This is a genomic window from Oribacterium sp. Sow4_G1_1 (genome assembly GCF_052116105.1).
Classification (GTDB): domain Bacteria; phylum Bacillota; class Clostridia; order Lachnospirales; family Lachnospiraceae; genus Oribacterium.
The window spans coordinates 1-14251 of the sequence record NZ_JBQKLS010000004.1 but is presented as its reverse complement, the minus strand read 5'-3'; the positions used below and the strand labels follow the sequence as shown (position 1 = coordinate 14251).

The following is a 14251-nucleotide window of genomic DNA, read 5'->3' as shown; positions in this document are numbered from 1 at the left end:
TGATTTCAAGGGGTCTTGGCCTCTCGAGTTTATGGGGTCTGACCCCATTAAATTTTCATAAACCGAATCTAAACAAAAGTTTATGGGGTCAGACCCCCTTACGAAATTCTTAAGATGGCCTCTACTGCACCTCTCGGATGAGGCAGTACTGCTTTAGGTCGAAGTGCTTTTCCATCACGCCGTAGAGCTTGAAGCCGAAATGCTCGTACATCGCGACGTTATGCTCGTTGTGGGTTTCGAGGGACATCATGAGATGATGTGCGTCGGCGTAGGCGATGGCCTCGTCCATGAGGATCGAGGAGATGTGATGATGCTGCTTCTCGGGATCGACCGCGAGGTAGATGATGTGGATGCGCTCCTCCTGGTGGAGCTGGTCGGTCCACTTCTCGTTCAGATAGTCCTTGCCGAGCACGAAGTTCCAGAAAGCCCGGAGGCTCGGATCCTCCTTGATGAGGTACTCGTCGGTCTTCAGATTCGCGCGAAGCTCGGTCAGGTAATAGCGGAAGAAATTATACGGCTCCGACTCGTCGGATACGACCAGGATGCCATTCAGCTCCGGGCTGTCTGCGAAGATTTCGCAGGTCTCGAACATCTCCTCAAGATCACAGTGAAAAAGCTCCGGCAGCAGACGATTCCGTGTATCCTCGTCCGGAATCAGCTTACAGTACAGCGGATCCTTCGCGAAGCAGACCGTCAGCAGCCGCTCCAGCTTCGGGATATCTTCCTTTTTTACGCGGTACAATTTGTCACTATCCATAGTAAATCCTGTTTAACATTCCTTTCCATCCGCGATCGCTGAAATCTGTTTCAGGCTCTGGATGATATTGTTTGTTTCCCGTATCATGTATTCGAGATCCGATTTATAGCACTCTTCCTGGTTCTTCCGCACGCGGTTCAGGATGCGAAGCTCCTCCTCGAAATCCACGCTGCCGGCTTCTGCCTTGCACTTCAGCTTCTGCACCAGCTGGTACAGATTCTCATGATGCACGATCCGTCCGGCTCCCCACTGGAGGCGCTCCTTCGGCTGGCAGAAGACATAGTCGGTGAAGTAGTTAAATACCTCCTCATCGAACTGGAAGGCATAGCAGTTGTTATCGATTTCATAGATGGCATCGAGGGCACCGCGGGCATCGCTCTCCTCGAGGCAGCGGATGGCGTCCTTGATATGCGTGAGGTTCTGCCGTACCGCCTGCTGTGGGAAGAGGACGGTATCCTGCCAGTCGAGGCGTACGAAGGAGTCCTGGGCCTTTCGGAATGCCTTCATCAGGATCTCCGTGCACTCCCCGGCGCGTGATGGTGTCACGCCGGAAGCATTGACCGACGCGATCCAGCGGTACACGGTATGCCCGAGGGCGGCCGCCTCCTTCGTCACGGCATCCAGCTCCGCGCCCAGTTCGCCGACGAGGCCGGCGTAGCGCAGGTCAATGCTTCTGTTCATCGCTTCGAACAGCGCGGAAAAGTCCATCGGCGGGAGGATCAGCTGGTCGAATTTCTGAATCAGGGTGCCGTATAAGAGGTGATGAAAACGGTAGACCGGCTCATGATAATAGGCTTCGTTATCGAACTGCGAGTGATAGTGCGTCTCCATGAAGCTGCTGTCCGTGAACTCGTTTACCATGGACGGGATGCCGGCGATGGCCATCGAGAAGTCGTCGGACATGGTCTGGATCGGCGCATGCACCTCGAGTCCCTCCGGATACGCCGCGGGATCCACCGGGATGTCGGCGACGGCCTGCTCGAGGAAGTGCACGTACTCATAGACGCTGCGCACGGCGTCCTTCGGTCCATGGGCGTGAGCCGGAAGCTCGAAGTTGAAGTCAGCCACGACCCTGCCCTGCCACTCCGGACGGACCTGAAAGACCTGCTGGTAGGCACCGGTCGACCAGTCATACTTCGTGTTCACGATGCCCCACTCTTCCGCCGCCAGCGCCGCGATGACGATGGTCTTCTTCGGCCGGTAGCCGCTGTCGATCAGTGCCTTCGCGATGCCGAACATCATTGCCACCGCCGTATTGTCATCCTGAAAGCCGCTGAAGTAAGAGTCATAGTGGGCCGACAGGAGAATCATCTGCGTCGGATCCTCACCCGGGATCGTGCCGATGATGTTGTAGGAGCGCTGCTTTTCCGTGACGGTGCTGTCCGCGTCGAGGGTCACCCGGAGTTCCGGTGTCTCCCGGAGTGCCTGCTTCAGCACTGCGGCATCTGAGCGTGACATCGAAAAGGCGGCGGCCTCTGCCGGACCCGCGATATCCTGTGCATTCAGCGCTTCATCCTGGATCTCCGCGAATCCGCCCTCCTGCACGGCGATCAACGCGGCGGCACCACGAACATAGGCCTGGTAGACCGGGAAATTGATCCACCACTCGTCGCGCTGATTGATATCCGCGAGGACCAGCTTTCCCTTCACATCCTTCCCCTCGTAGTCAGCTGCCGTGCCCTTCCCGACGTAGACGAGGCCGAATTCCTGCGGCCCGTCGGTCTGAAACGTGGTCTGATAGCCACCGAGCAGCGACCGCAGCCCGACACTGCCATCTGCACGTCGCCATACAAGCTCTGCCTTATGAAACTCCCAGGCATCCACGCAGATCTGATCCTTATGGACGTCCCGGAGACCGATGCGCTCCATCTCCTCCCGCAGTATCTCGCCGGTCGCAAACTCCGCCTTTGATCCTGCCGGCCGGTAGCCGAGCTCCGGATGCGAGCGGAACTGCTCCATCCGCTTCGCCAGCTGATAGGAATATTCTGTATTGATCCATGGAAGGATACTGCTCTTTTCCATACACTTCCCCCTTCACTGCACACCACGTCACAAATCAAAAAGGCCCGGAGGGCCGACAACAGAATCCATACGGAGAGGTCGTGTAAAATCAAGCCGGGTTCCCTTAGCGGCACTTGGTGCCTATTTCCTTAGCACCCTCTGCAACGCTGAGTTTTCATAAAGAAAACCCAGTGATTGCAGAGGGCCTAGTGCCGCTTAGGGTTCCTGGCTTAGATTTTACCGAGCTCGGAGTACTGTGTTTCTGTTGCCGCCCCTCCGGGCACGGTCTGTTGTAACGGGATCAGACATTGATCTCAGCGGTGAGTCCAAGCACCTCCTTGTTCTTCTCGAGAATCGGGTTGATCACCTCGGTGATGAACTCCTCGGTCTGCTTCGGTGCACGACCGACATAGCGCTCCGGCTGCATGCTGGCCTCGAGATCCTCGAGGGAGAGATGGAAGCTCGGATCTGCCGCGATCAGCTCGAGGAGGTTGTTGTCCTTACCCTCTTCCTTGACGGTCTTACCAGCCTGCATGCTAAGCTGACGGATCTTCTCATGCAGCTCCTGACGATCGCCACCAGCCTTTACCGCATCCATCATGATGTTCTCGGTCGCCATGAATGGCAGCTCCGCCATGAGATGCTTGCGGATGACCTTCGGGTATACCACGAGACCATCGACGACGTTCAGGTAGAGATCGAGGATACCATCGATGGCGAGGAAGCCCTCCGGTACGGACAGACGCTTGTTTGCGGAGTCATCGAGTGTACGCTCGAACCACTGCGTGGAGGATACCAGCATTGGATTCATGAGATCGGAGATCACGTAGTCTGCGAGGGAGGCGATACGCTCGGAACGCATCGGGTTCCGCTTGTAGGCCATCGCACTGGAACCGATCTGGTGCTTCTCGAACGGCTCCTCGACCTCCTTCATATGCTGGAGCATACGGATGTCGTTCGTGAACTTATGCGCGGACTGGGCGATGCCGGCGAGCACGCTGAGAACACGGAAATCGACCTTACGGCTGTAGGTCTGACCGGATACCGGATAGCAGGACGTGAAGCCCATCTTCTCTGCGATCATCTGGTCGAGCTGGCGGCACTTCGCATGGTCGCCGTCGAAGAGCTCGAGGAAGGACGCCTGGGTGCCGGTGGTGCCCTTGGAGCCAAGCAGCTTCAGGGAGCCGAGTACATACTCGAGATCCTCGAGGTCGAGCACGAGCTCGTTCAGCCACAGGGTCGCACGCTTACCAACGGTTGTCGGCTGTGCAGGCTGGAAGTGGGTGTACGCGAGCGTCGGCATATCCTTATACTTCATCGCGAACTTACTGAGCTCGTTGATGACATTGACGAGCTTCTTATGCACGAGCTCGAGACCCTCCCGCATGATGATGATATCGGTGTTGTCGCCGACATAGCAGGAGGTCGCACCGAGGTGGATGATACCCTTCGCGTTCGGGCACTGTACGCCGTACGCATACACATGGCTCATAACATCGTGACGGACTTCCTTCTCACGTGCCTCTGCCACCTCATAATTGATCTCATCCTGATGTGCCTTCAGCTCATCGATCTGCTCCTTCGTGATGTTGAGGCCCAGCTCATGCTCCGTCTCTGCCAGTGCGATCCAGAGCTTTCTCCAGGTCCGGAACTTGTTGTCCTGTGAGAAAATGTACTGCATCTCCTTCGATGCATAACGTCCTGTCAGTGGGCTTGTGTAACGATTGTATTCCGCCATGTTTTTCTCCTTACCGTAAGCATGTTTTATATTGCAACATCGCTGAGCGCAATGCTGACGACCGAAGTTTATACTTTTTTAATGGGGTCTGACCCCATTAATTTTTCCTAAACAGATTCTAAACTGAAGTTTATGGGGTCAGACCCCTCTGCCTCCCTGAATGTTCCGACCCATTCAGGCGAGCACATCCTGCATCGAGTACATGCCGGCTGCCTTTCCGTGGAGGAAAAGGGCTGCATTGAGTGCGCCGTTTGCGAAGATCGCTCTCGAGTACGCAGTGTGGTTGAAGGTGATGACCTCATCCTCGCCTGCAAAGATGATATCATGAACCCCCGGCAGTGTGCCACCACGAACGGCACTGATACCGAGCTCCTCGTGCGGACGGGCTGCCTTCCGCTGGGAACGGTCATACACATAGGTCAGCCTGTCATCGAGTGCTTCGTTGACCGCATCTGCCAGTGCCAGTGCGGTACCGGACGGGGCGTCCATCTTGCGATGGTGGTGCTGCTCGACGATCTCGATGTCGAAGCCCTTCTCATAGAGCTTCTGGGCTGCAGTCTTCACGAGCTCCAGGAGCAGATTCACGCCGATCGACATATTCGCACTGCGAAGGATCGGAGCCTTCTCCGCAAGCTTCTGTACACGTGCGATCTGCTCCGCTGAAAGACCGGTTGTGCATTGCACGAGCGCCTTTCCACTCTTCTCCACATAGTCGAGAAGACCGTCGATGGCCGGTGCCACGGAGAAATCGATGATCACATCGAAGTCCTCCTTCACCGCATCGAAGCTGCCATACACCGGAAAGCCGATCGCCGGATCATCGAAGTGATTCTCACGGTCAACACCCGCGACGATCGTCGCATCCTCCATCGCCTTCGCACAGTTGATTACATTTCTGCCCATCGCGCCCATCGCGCCGAATAAAAGAATTCTGGTCATTGTTTTCTCCAATATATCGTCACGGTCATCCATGAAGTCCCGGGATTTAATGGGGTCTGACCCCATTAAATTTTTCTAAACTGAATCTAAACAAAAGTTTATGGGGTCAGACCCCTTTCACGAAGTTTATGGGGTCAGACCCCTTTCACGAGACCATCTCACTACCATGATTTCATCATCACATATACCACTAAAAAAGGCAGCGGCCTTCACCGAAGGTCACTGCCGAGGAAGTCACTTAAAGGATACCGTACTTCGTCATCTCATCCTTGAGGAGTGCCTTGGTGCTGTCGGTCGCCTCCGTCATCGGGAGACGTAAGGAGCCGACATTCTTACCCATCAGATTCAGGGCCGCCTTGACCGGGATCGGATTGACCTCGGCGAAGAGTGCCTTAATCAGCGGATATGCCTTAAACTGTGCCTCACGTGCGCCCTTGATGTCGCCGTCAAACCACTTCTGGCAGATCTCATGCGTCTCACGTGGTGCCACGTTCGAAAGTACGGAAATAACACCAGATGCGCCCACGCTGAGGAGCGGAACGATCTGATCATCATCACCGGAGAAGAGAAGGAAATCCTCGTCCACCAGTGACATCAGCTTCGTGATCATCGAGATGTTGCCGGTTGCGTCCTTCACACCGACGATGTTCTCGACATGCTGATAGAGGTATGCCATCGTCTCCGGCTGGATGGTCACGCCGGTTCTGGATGGAACATTGTACAGGATGCATGGGAGGCTGATCGCGCCTGCCACGGCCTCGTAATGCTGGATGAGACCACCCTGGGTCGCCTTATTGTAGTACGGGGTCACCAGAAGGACACCGTCGGCGCCAGCTTCCTCTGACTGCTTCGACAGATCGATCGCGGTCGCCGTGCAGTTGCTGCCGGTTCCGGCGATAACCGGAATACGATGATTCACCGCCTTGATGATGAAGCGAATCACATCCATGTGCTCCTCCTCGGACATGGTGGCTGCCTCACCGGTCGTACCACACGCGATGATGGCGTCGGTGCCACCCGCGATCTGCTCCTCTACGAGCTCTGTCAGCTTATCATAATTCACAGAACCATCTGCATGAAATGGAGTCACCAGCGCGACTCCAGCGCCTCTGAAAAGTGCCATAACTACCTCCGTCTTTGCTTTGGTTTCTCTTACACTTTAGTATCTGTTCACTGGCCCTGGGCCAATGTCTCCGTCGCTACATCATACCCCCTCGCAGGGGCTATGAAAATTATCCCTGCTTCCGTGCGAAGCCGGCTCTCTTACGAAGGACCGGATCGAGGATCTTCTTACGGATACGAAGGCTCTCCGGGGTAACCTCGAGGAGCTCGTCGGTATCGATGTAGTCGATGCACTGCTCGAGAGACATGATCTTCTTCGGAACGAGCTTCAGTGCTTCGTCGGAAGAGGATGTACGGGTGTTGGTCAGATGCTTCGTCTTGCAGACATTGACCTCGATATCCTCGGACTTCGGAGACTGGCCGATGACCATGCCGCCGTAAACCTTCTCGCCAGGTCCGATGAAGAGCGTTCCTCTCGCCTGTGCCTGGAAGAGACCATAGGTAACCGCCTCGCCGGACTCGAAGGCGATGAGCGCGCCGTTGTGACGGTAGTTCATATCACCCTTGTACTCGCCGTAGCCGTCAAACTCGGTGTTCAGGATACCGTTACCCTTGGTATCGGTCATGAACTCACCACGGTAGCCGATCAGACCTCTCGACGGAATCTCGAACTCGAGTCTGGTATAGCCAGAAGCGAGCGGGCTCATACCGTTCAGTACGCCCTTGCGCTGAGTCAGCTTCTGGATGACATTACCGCTGAACTCATCCGGAACATCGACGTACGCAATCTCCATCGGCTCCATCTTCTTGCCGTTCTCGGTCTTGTAGATAACCTCTGCCTTTGATACGGCGAACTCGAAGCCCTCACGACGCATCGTCTCGATGAGTACGGAGAGGTGAAGCTCACCACGGCCGGAAACCTTGAAGGTATCAGCAGAATCCGTATCCTCTACACGGAGAGATACATCGGTCTGCAGCTCACGCATCAGACGGTCACGGATATGACGGGAAGTCACGAACTTACCCTCCTGACCGGCGAGCGGGGAGTTATTGACGATGAAATCCATCGAGATCGTCGGCTCGGAAATCTTCTGGAACGGAATCGCGGCTGCCTCGCCGGTGACGATCGTATCACCTACGTGGAGATCCTCGATACCGGAGACCGCAACGATCTCACCGCAGCTGGCCTCATTGACATCAACTCTTGCGAGACCGTCAAAGGTGTAGAGCTTCGTGATACGTACACGGGTACGCTTGTCCGGATCGTGGTGGTTCACGACATAGGCCTCCTGATTCAGCTTCAGGGAACCGTTATCGATCTTACCGACACCGATACGTCCGACGAACTCGTTGTAATCAATAGTCGACACCAGCATCTGCGTATCCGCATCCGGATCGCCCTCCGGTGCCGGGATATAATCGAGGATGGTCTGGAACAGTGGCTCCATGGTGGTGGAATCATCATCGAGGCTTCTCTTCGCAAAGCCCTCCTTCGAGGATGCATACAGGAACGGGCAGTCAAGCTGCTCGTCGGAAGCATTGAGATCCATCATCAGCTCGAGAACCTCATCCTCGACCTCGGCCGGACGTGCCTGCGGCTTATCGATCTTGTTGATCACGACCATAACCGGAAGACGAAGGTCCAGGGCCTTCTGCAGTACGAAACGGGTCTGAGGCATCGGTCCCTCGAAGGCATCGACCAGGAGGATCGCACCATTTACCATCTTGAGAATACGCTCTACCTCACCACCGAAATCAGCGTGGCCCGGGGTATCGACGATGTTGATCTTCGTGCTCTTATAGTGAACGGCTGTGTTCTTCGAGAGAATGGTGATACCTCTCTCACGCTCGATCGGGTTCGAGTCCATGACACGGACGCCCATCTCCTGATTATCACGGAATACACCGGACTGCTTTAACAGCTCATCGACCAGTGTGGTTTTACCATGATCGACGTGGGCGATGATGGCAACGTTACGAATATCTTCTCTCTTCTGATTCATCTTGACACCTTATTTCTACTATATCTAATGTACATGCTTACAAAAAAATCTTACGAATTATACCACCGGTGTTTATCGATTGCAAGTACTATGGATCCGCCGGACAGCTCCTGTATCTGATTTTGAAATTCGGTCAGCTGCTCTGCCGGCACGTGCCAGGTCATCGAGACCGCTGCACCATAGTCGGCACGCGCCTCCGTGATCCCGGCGCTCTCCGCGATGTACTTGATCTTCCCGACCAGCGTGTACGGGATCTCCGCCTGCACAGCATAGCCCTCGACCGCGGTCAGGATCACGGCCGCATCAAGCGCCGCCTTCGCGCCATTCGTATAGCTGCGGACGAGCCCGCCTGTACCGAGAAGCGTACCGCCGAAGTAGCGGGTGACGACGACGAGTGCATCATGAATCTCCTGCCCCTTCAGCACACTAAGGATCGGCATGCCCGCCGTCTGGGACGGTTCCCCATCATCGGACTGCTTCACGGTCTCATACTGATCTCCGAGCACATAGGCATAGCAGTGATGGCGTGCATCATAATATTTTTTGCGCACCTGCTGAATCAGGGCTTCTGCTTCGTCGACCGACTGGATGGGGAAGACCTCCCCGATAAATCGGGACTTCTTCTCCTCATACTCGCCGGTCGCATAGGATTTTACATACTTCATTTTCTATTCTATCCCTCGACGACCGGTGCCTTGATATCCCGTGACGGCAGTCCCTCACCCGGTCCGCCACCACCTGAGACAACCGGGCCTGCGGCATCCGCCGGTCCCTCATCGATCACCTCGTCGTCTGAGGATTCCTCTGTCTCCGCTTCGGTCGGCTCCGGGAAGACGAAGCCGCCATCATCCGTATAGGCGAGATCCTTCTCATCCTCCGGGATGATGATAGAGCCCCAGCTCGTATGTCGGTCACAGTTCGTGGTCGGCACTGTGCCCTCTGCGAAATACTCCGTGATGACAGAACTGCCGCGATAATCCGCATAGCATCCACTCGTCGGAAGCTTACCGGACTTCCGGCAGACCTGTGCCTGCACGATGCCGTCCGGCTGTGTGAAGCCGATATCCGGCAGTCCCTCATGCACACGGCTCATGATCTTCCGCCAGATATCCTTGTGGAAACCGGCGCCGCCGTTATACTCTCCGCTCGCCTTATCGATGAGCGGCTGGTTTTCATCACAGCCACCCCAGATACCGCCCACATAATATGGAGAGTATCCGACGAACCAGATATCGACATCCTTCGTCGTCGTACCGGACTTGCCGGCGAGGCTCATACCGTCGAAGTGCGCACGTGTCGACGTGGAGTTGACATTCAGCGAGGCCGCGTACGCACGATTCGGCAGCATGGACTGCTTCATCGCATCGGTCAGCAGAAACGCCGTCGTGGCCTTCATCGCCTGCCGCGGCTGGTCCTCAGTCGTATCGATGAGCACATTGCCCTCCTGATCGAGGATCTTCGTGAAGAACTTCGCCTTGTTAAACTGACCGCCGTTTACGATCGTCGCGAAGGCCTGCGTGAGCTCGAGATTCGTCACACCATGCGTGATACCGCCGAGCGCCAGCGCCGGGTTCTCATCGCTGTCGAGCAGGCTCGTGATGCCGAGGTTCTCTGCATACAGCCGTCCCTCGTGCGGATTCAGCTGCTCCATCAGGCAGCGCACCGCGATGATGTTCAGTGAGTAGATGATACCATCGCGGATCGTCTGGTAGCCGAGGAAGCCGGAGCTGTACCAGTTCTTGAAGGTCTTATTTCCGAGCGTATACGCCGTATCATAGAACGGCGTGGCCAATGTTGCCCCATAGAGGTCGATGGCGGGTGCGAAGGACGTAATCAGCTTGAAGGTCGATCCCGGCTGCCGGAGGGTCCCGGTCGCACGGTTCAGGGACAGTGAATAGCGCTTGTCGCCACGACCACCGCTGATGGCCCGAACCTGGCCGGTGTGCGGGTCCATGAGCACGAAGGAAACCTGCGGCTCCAGGGTCGTGAAGAACTGCTCGCCCAGCTCAGTATCGGTCTCACTTACGAGCTCTTCCTTATACTGCTCGACATAGGACTTCGCCGAGTCCTCCGAGCTGAAGAGGCCGTTGAAGTTGATGCCCTTCACCTCCTTCATCCAGCGGAGGAGGTCCTTCTCGGAGTAGTTCACGATCGAGCCGTCGTCGTGCTTCAGCGTATAGCGCCAGGTCACGGAATGCTTCGCCGTGTCATAGTTGTCCGGATTATTGACCTCCTCATCGACGATGCTCTGGAGGCTCGGATCCTGGGTGGAGTAGATCGTGAGACCGCCCGAATAGAGCAGGTCGGTTGCTTTATCCTTCGTATAGCCGAGTCGATCCTGCAGCTCCTGAATCGCCTGTGCCGTCAGCTCATCCACGAAGTAGGAGTACGGCTCATTCTCTGCTGTTTTCTGTACATTGACGTCCTGGATCCGCGCGTACACGTCGTCTGCCAGGGCTTCCGTATACTGTGCCTCATCGATATAGCCCTGCTCGAGCATGTTCTTCAGCACCTGCGCGCGGCGCTCAGCGTTCCGTTTCGGATGGGTGATCGGGTTCAGCCCGCTCGGGTTCTTCGTGATCGACGCGATGACCGTACACTCGGAGAGCGTCAGATCACTCACTTCTTTATTAAAGTAACGTCTCGCCGCCACCTTGACGCCGAGGGTATTCGCACCGAGGTTGATGGTGTTCAGATACTCCGTGATGATACTTTTCTTGATTTCTTCCTTGCTGAGTCCCGGCTGGTTCTCGATTTCGAGGGCCAGATACTGCTCCTGGAACTTCCGGACATAGCGCTGGAACTTTCCCTCATGCAGGCCACCGCCGAAGACATTGTTCTTGATCAGCTGCTGCGTGATCGTCGAGCCGCCGCCGGCAGAGTCATCATCCGACACCACGCCGCGGACGGCACGGAGGATCGACTTCAGGTCGATGCCGTTGTGCTGCCAGAAGCGCTCATCCTCGATCGCGACGAAGGCGTTGATGAGGTCCTCTGGGAGCTGCTCGTAGCTCACGCGCTCACGGTTCGAGCCCGCCGTCACCAGTGTCGCGGTGATGTTTCCATCAGTGTCCAGCACCTTTGATGCATAGGCGGTCGGACCGATATGGATCGTATCGATGTCCGGCGCGGAGTCGAGGATGCCCCGGAACATACCGAAGCCCATCGCGGCGCCCAGGAGGCAGAGGCAGAGCACCAGGATCAGCAGCGCCATCTGGATGACATGTGCGATGCTGTGCCCGAGCTTCACCTTCGTGTTGTCCATCTCATATAAGGTTTTATCTACGTTAAATCGGCTGTAATTCTTCATGTATTTCTAGTCCGTCTTCCGAAAATGCAAAAATCCCCTTTTAATAAACATTCTCATTATAACGAAGCGCTACGGCGTTTACAATGCTCAGACTTTACAATTTCCTTAGGGTTTTTGACTGAGACCACGAAGGGCCGCCTCCAGTACTGTACTAGTGGTGGCGCCCCTTCGTGGTCTCTGATTCAAAGAAGTCCGAATCACTTCTCGAACTTTCCGTCGTATTGATCAACCTTGCCATTATCGGCGTCCTGGAAGATCTGGTCCATGGTGTGCCATCCGAGCACCGCGCACTTGACGCGGGCCGGCATGTGCGAGATGTCCTCGAGGATACCTGCTTCCTCGAGCTCGTCCTTCTCTTCGTCGGTGATCTTGCCTTTGATCATGCGGAGGAAGATCTCCGAGAGGCGCAGGGCCTCGTCCTTCGGCTTGCCGATGATGAGGTCACACATCATGTCAGCGCTGGCCTGGGAGATCGCGCAGCCGTCTCCGTCGAAGGAGGCGTCCTCGATCACGTTGTCCGCGTCGACCTTGATATAGAGTACGACGTCATCGCCGCAGCTCGGATTGACCCCCTCGAGGGAGTAGGTTGCGTCCTCCATCTTATACTTGTGGGACGGATGAATATTATGGTCCGTCAGGACCTCGTTGTAAAATGTAATTGCCATCAGTAACCCATCTCCTCTCTCAGTTTCTTCAGGGCATCGAGGAAATGCTGTACATCCTCCTCAGTGTTGTAGAGGCCCATACTTGCACGTACCGTGCTCGGGGTATGGCAGAACTTCATGAGCGGCTGTGCGCAGTGGTGTCCGGCGCGGATGTCGACCTTATGGGAGTCGAAGATCGCCGCGATGTCGTGCGGATGAACGCCGTCGACGGTGAAGGTGACGATGCCGTGGTGCTTCTCCGGATCGGTGGATCCGAGGATGTGCACATACGGCAGCTTCTGCATCTCGGTCATCATCATCTTCGTGAGATGAAGCTCGCGCTCCTCGATCCGGTCAAAGCCGATTGAAGACACGAAGCGGAGGGCGGCGGCCAGTCCGACCGCACCGCCATCATTGACCGTACCTGCCTCGAACTTATGCGGCAGCTCGTTCCAGGTCGCGCCCTCAGTGGTGACGTACTCGATCATCTCGCCGCCGAACAGGAACGGTGGCATCTGGTCGAGGAGCTCGCGCTTTCCATAGAGGACGCCGATGCCCATCGGTCCGTAGACCTTATGGCCGGAGAAGGACAGGAAATCGCAGTCGAGCTCCTGTACATCGACCTTCATATGCGGTACCGACTGTGCGCCATCGCACACGAAGACCGCACCGTTCTCGTGGGCGATGCGGGCGAAGGTCTTAATGTCGTTCTTTACACCGAGCACGTTTGACACCTGGGTCATCGCCACGAGCTTGACGTTCGGGTTCATGTAGGAGCGGAACATCTCCTCTGTGATCGTGCCATCTGCTTCCGGCAGGATGTAGGTGAGCTTCGCGCCCTTTTCCTTACAGAGCTGCTGCCATGGAAGCATGTTGCTGTGGTGCTCCATGATGGTGATGACGATCTCGTCACCTTCCTTTATAAACGCGCGTCCGTAGGTGTACGCCACGAGATTCAGGCTCTCGGTGGCGTTCCGCGTGAAGACGATCTCCTCGTGGGCGCGTGCGTTGATGAAGGCACGGACGGTCTCACGCGCATCCTCGTAGGCCTCGGTGGCCTTGATCGAGAGATCATAGAGACCGCGCATCGGGTTTGCGTTTTCCTTCGTATAGTAGTGCATCATCGCATCGAGGACGCACTGCGGCTTCTGGGTCGTCGCCCCGTTGTCGAGGTAGGTGAAGCTGCCGTCGAGGATCGGGAACTGCTGAAGAATTGCCTGATCCTCACGCTGACGCTCTTCTCTTGTGATTTCAGTCATCATATCGCTCCTTGTATGATGATTCCAGAAGCTAAATCAACATTTTCCTTTCTTTTTGATTCTGTGGTTAAATACATTCAGATACTGTGGGACTTTTTATTATCCCCTGTAGCTCTGACTACTTCATAGGAGTGTATTGCCGCTACCTTTATCTGAATTGTTTATCAGCTGGATGTGCTGGAGAACTTCTCCTGAGTACTAATTTCAATCAAGTCTACGATGATAATCGTTTGTGGATGCCACAGTATCAGGGAACCGAAAGGAGGGTTTCACTATGTACTACGTTGGCATCGACATTGCCAAACTCAATCACTTCGCTTCTGTTGTTTCTTCAGACGGCGAGGTACTCGTTAAGCCGTTCAAATTTACGAATGACAATGATGGCTTCTGTACGCTGCTCTCTGCTCTCGCATCATACGATCGCGGTAGCCTCATCATTGGTCTTGAATCGACGGCACACTATGCTGACAACCTGGTTGAATTTCTCGTATCTAAACGCTACCAGGTCTGCGTTATCAACCCGATCCAGACTTCCACG

General features: G+C 55.6%; 11 protein-coding genes. 1 reads left to right on the top strand and 10 read right to left on the bottom strand.

Annotation, left to right across the window (positions count from 1 at the left end; all coding sequences use genetic code 11):
• Positions 1 to 121 precede the first annotated feature (121 nt).
• The 10 genes from ACTQ52_RS03910 to ACTQ52_RS03865 form a co-directional block, all read right to left on the bottom strand.
• Positions 122 to 757 carry a GNAT family N-acetyltransferase gene (locus ACTQ52_RS03910; RefSeq protein WP_410043468.1) on the bottom strand — a complete coding sequence of 212 codons (636 nt, stop codon included), beginning with the start codon at positions 755 to 757 and terminating at the stop codon, positions 122 to 124.
• A 12-nt stretch (positions 758 to 769) separates the two neighbouring features.
• Positions 770 to 2779: a M28 family peptidase gene (locus ACTQ52_RS03905; RefSeq protein WP_441981862.1), complete on the bottom strand. Its 2010-nt coding sequence runs from the start codon at positions 2777 to 2779 to the stop codon at positions 770 to 772.
• Between the two features lie 280 nt (positions 2780 to 3059).
• On the bottom strand, positions 3060 to 4496 hold the full coding sequence (purB, locus tag ACTQ52_RS03900) for an adenylosuccinate lyase (RefSeq protein WP_410043466.1): 1437 nt from the start codon (positions 4494 to 4496) through the stop codon (positions 3060 to 3062).
• A 174-nt stretch (positions 4497 to 4670) separates the two neighbouring features.
• The gene (gene dapB, locus ACTQ52_RS03895) at positions 4671 to 5435 is read right to left on the bottom strand and encodes a 4-hydroxy-tetrahydrodipicolinate reductase (protein WP_441981861.1); all 765 of its coding nucleotides are present in this window, start codon (positions 5433 to 5435) and stop codon (positions 4671 to 4673) included.
• A gap of 238 nt (positions 5436 to 5673) precedes the next feature.
• Positions 5674 to 6558, bottom strand: coding sequence for a 4-hydroxy-tetrahydrodipicolinate synthase (dapA, locus tag ACTQ52_RS03890; protein ID WP_441981860.1), 885 nt, complete (start codon positions 6556 to 6558; stop codon positions 5674 to 5676).
• Positions 6559 to 6667: 109 nt separating this feature from the next.
• Positions 6668 to 8500, bottom strand: a complete 1833-nt coding sequence (gene typA / locus ACTQ52_RS03885) for a translational GTPase TypA (RefSeq protein ID WP_410043463.1) — start codon at positions 8498 to 8500, stop codon at positions 6668 to 6670.
• A gap of 50 nt (positions 8501 to 8550) precedes the next feature.
• Positions 8551 to 9165 carry a YigZ family protein gene (locus tag ACTQ52_RS03880; protein WP_410043462.1) on the bottom strand — a complete coding sequence of 205 codons (615 nt, stop codon included), beginning with the start codon at positions 9163 to 9165 and terminating at the stop codon, positions 8551 to 8553.
• An 8-nt stretch (positions 9166 to 9173) separates the two neighbouring features.
• Positions 9174 to 11810 carry a transglycosylase domain-containing protein gene (locus ACTQ52_RS03875; protein ID WP_441981859.1) on the bottom strand — a complete coding sequence of 879 codons (2637 nt, stop codon included), beginning with the start codon at positions 11808 to 11810 and terminating at the stop codon, positions 9174 to 9176.
• Between the two features lie 197 nt (positions 11811 to 12007).
• Complete coding sequence (sufU, locus tag ACTQ52_RS03870; RefSeq protein WP_410043460.1) at positions 12008 to 12475, bottom strand: Fe-S cluster assembly sulfur transfer protein SufU; 468 nt, start codon at positions 12473 to 12475, stop codon at positions 12008 to 12010.
• Positions 12475 to 13713, bottom strand: a complete 1239-nt coding sequence (locus ACTQ52_RS03865) for an aminotransferase class V-fold PLP-dependent enzyme (RefSeq protein ID WP_410043471.1) — start codon at positions 13711 to 13713, stop codon at positions 12475 to 12477. The genes sufU and ACTQ52_RS03865 overlap by 1 nt, the downstream gene beginning before the upstream one ends.
• Positions 13714 to 13987: 274 nt before the next feature.
• Here ACTQ52_RS03865 and ACTQ52_RS03860 point away from each other — a divergent pair.
• A partial coding sequence (locus tag ACTQ52_RS03860; protein WP_441981858.1) for an IS110 family transposase occupies positions 13988 to 14251 on the top strand: 264 nt, incomplete at its 3' end.

Bases quoted from the DNA above. Each gene is read 5' to 3' on its own strand.
- ACTQ52_RS03865 (WP_410043471.1), bottom strand. From the start codon at position 13,713: ATGACTGAAATCACAAGAGAAGAGCGTCAGCGTGAGGATCAGGCAATT.
- typA (WP_410043463.1), bottom strand. From the start codon at position 8,500: ATGAATCAGAAGAGAGAAGATATTCGTAACGTTGCCATCATCGCCCAC.
- ACTQ52_RS03875 (WP_441981859.1), bottom strand. From the start codon at position 11,810: ATGAAGAATTACAGCCGATTTAACGTAGATAAAACCTTATATGAGATG.
- ACTQ52_RS03910 (WP_410043468.1), bottom strand. From the start codon at position 757: ATGGATAGTGACAAATTGTACCGCGTAAAAAAGGAAGATATCCCGAAG.
- sufU (WP_410043460.1), bottom strand. From the start codon at position 12,475: ATGGCAATTACATTTTACAACGAGGTCCTGACGGACCATAATATTCAT.
- purB (WP_410043466.1), bottom strand. From the start codon at position 4,496: ATGGCGGAATACAATCGTTACACAAGCCCACTGACAGGACGTTATGCA.
- ACTQ52_RS03905 (WP_441981862.1), bottom strand. From the start codon at position 2,779: ATGGAAAAGAGCAGTATCCTTCCATGGATCAATACAGAATATTCCTAT.
- dapA (WP_441981860.1), bottom strand. From the start codon at position 6,558: ATGGCACTTTTCAGAGGCGCTGGAGTCGCGCTGGTGACTCCATTTCAT.
- dapB (WP_441981861.1), bottom strand. From the start codon at position 5,435: ATGACCAGAATTCTTTTATTCGGCGCGATGGGCGCGATGGGCAGAAAT.
- ACTQ52_RS03880 (WP_410043462.1), bottom strand. From the start codon at position 9,165: ATGAAGTATGTAAAATCCTATGCGACCGGCGAGTATGAGGAGAAGAAG.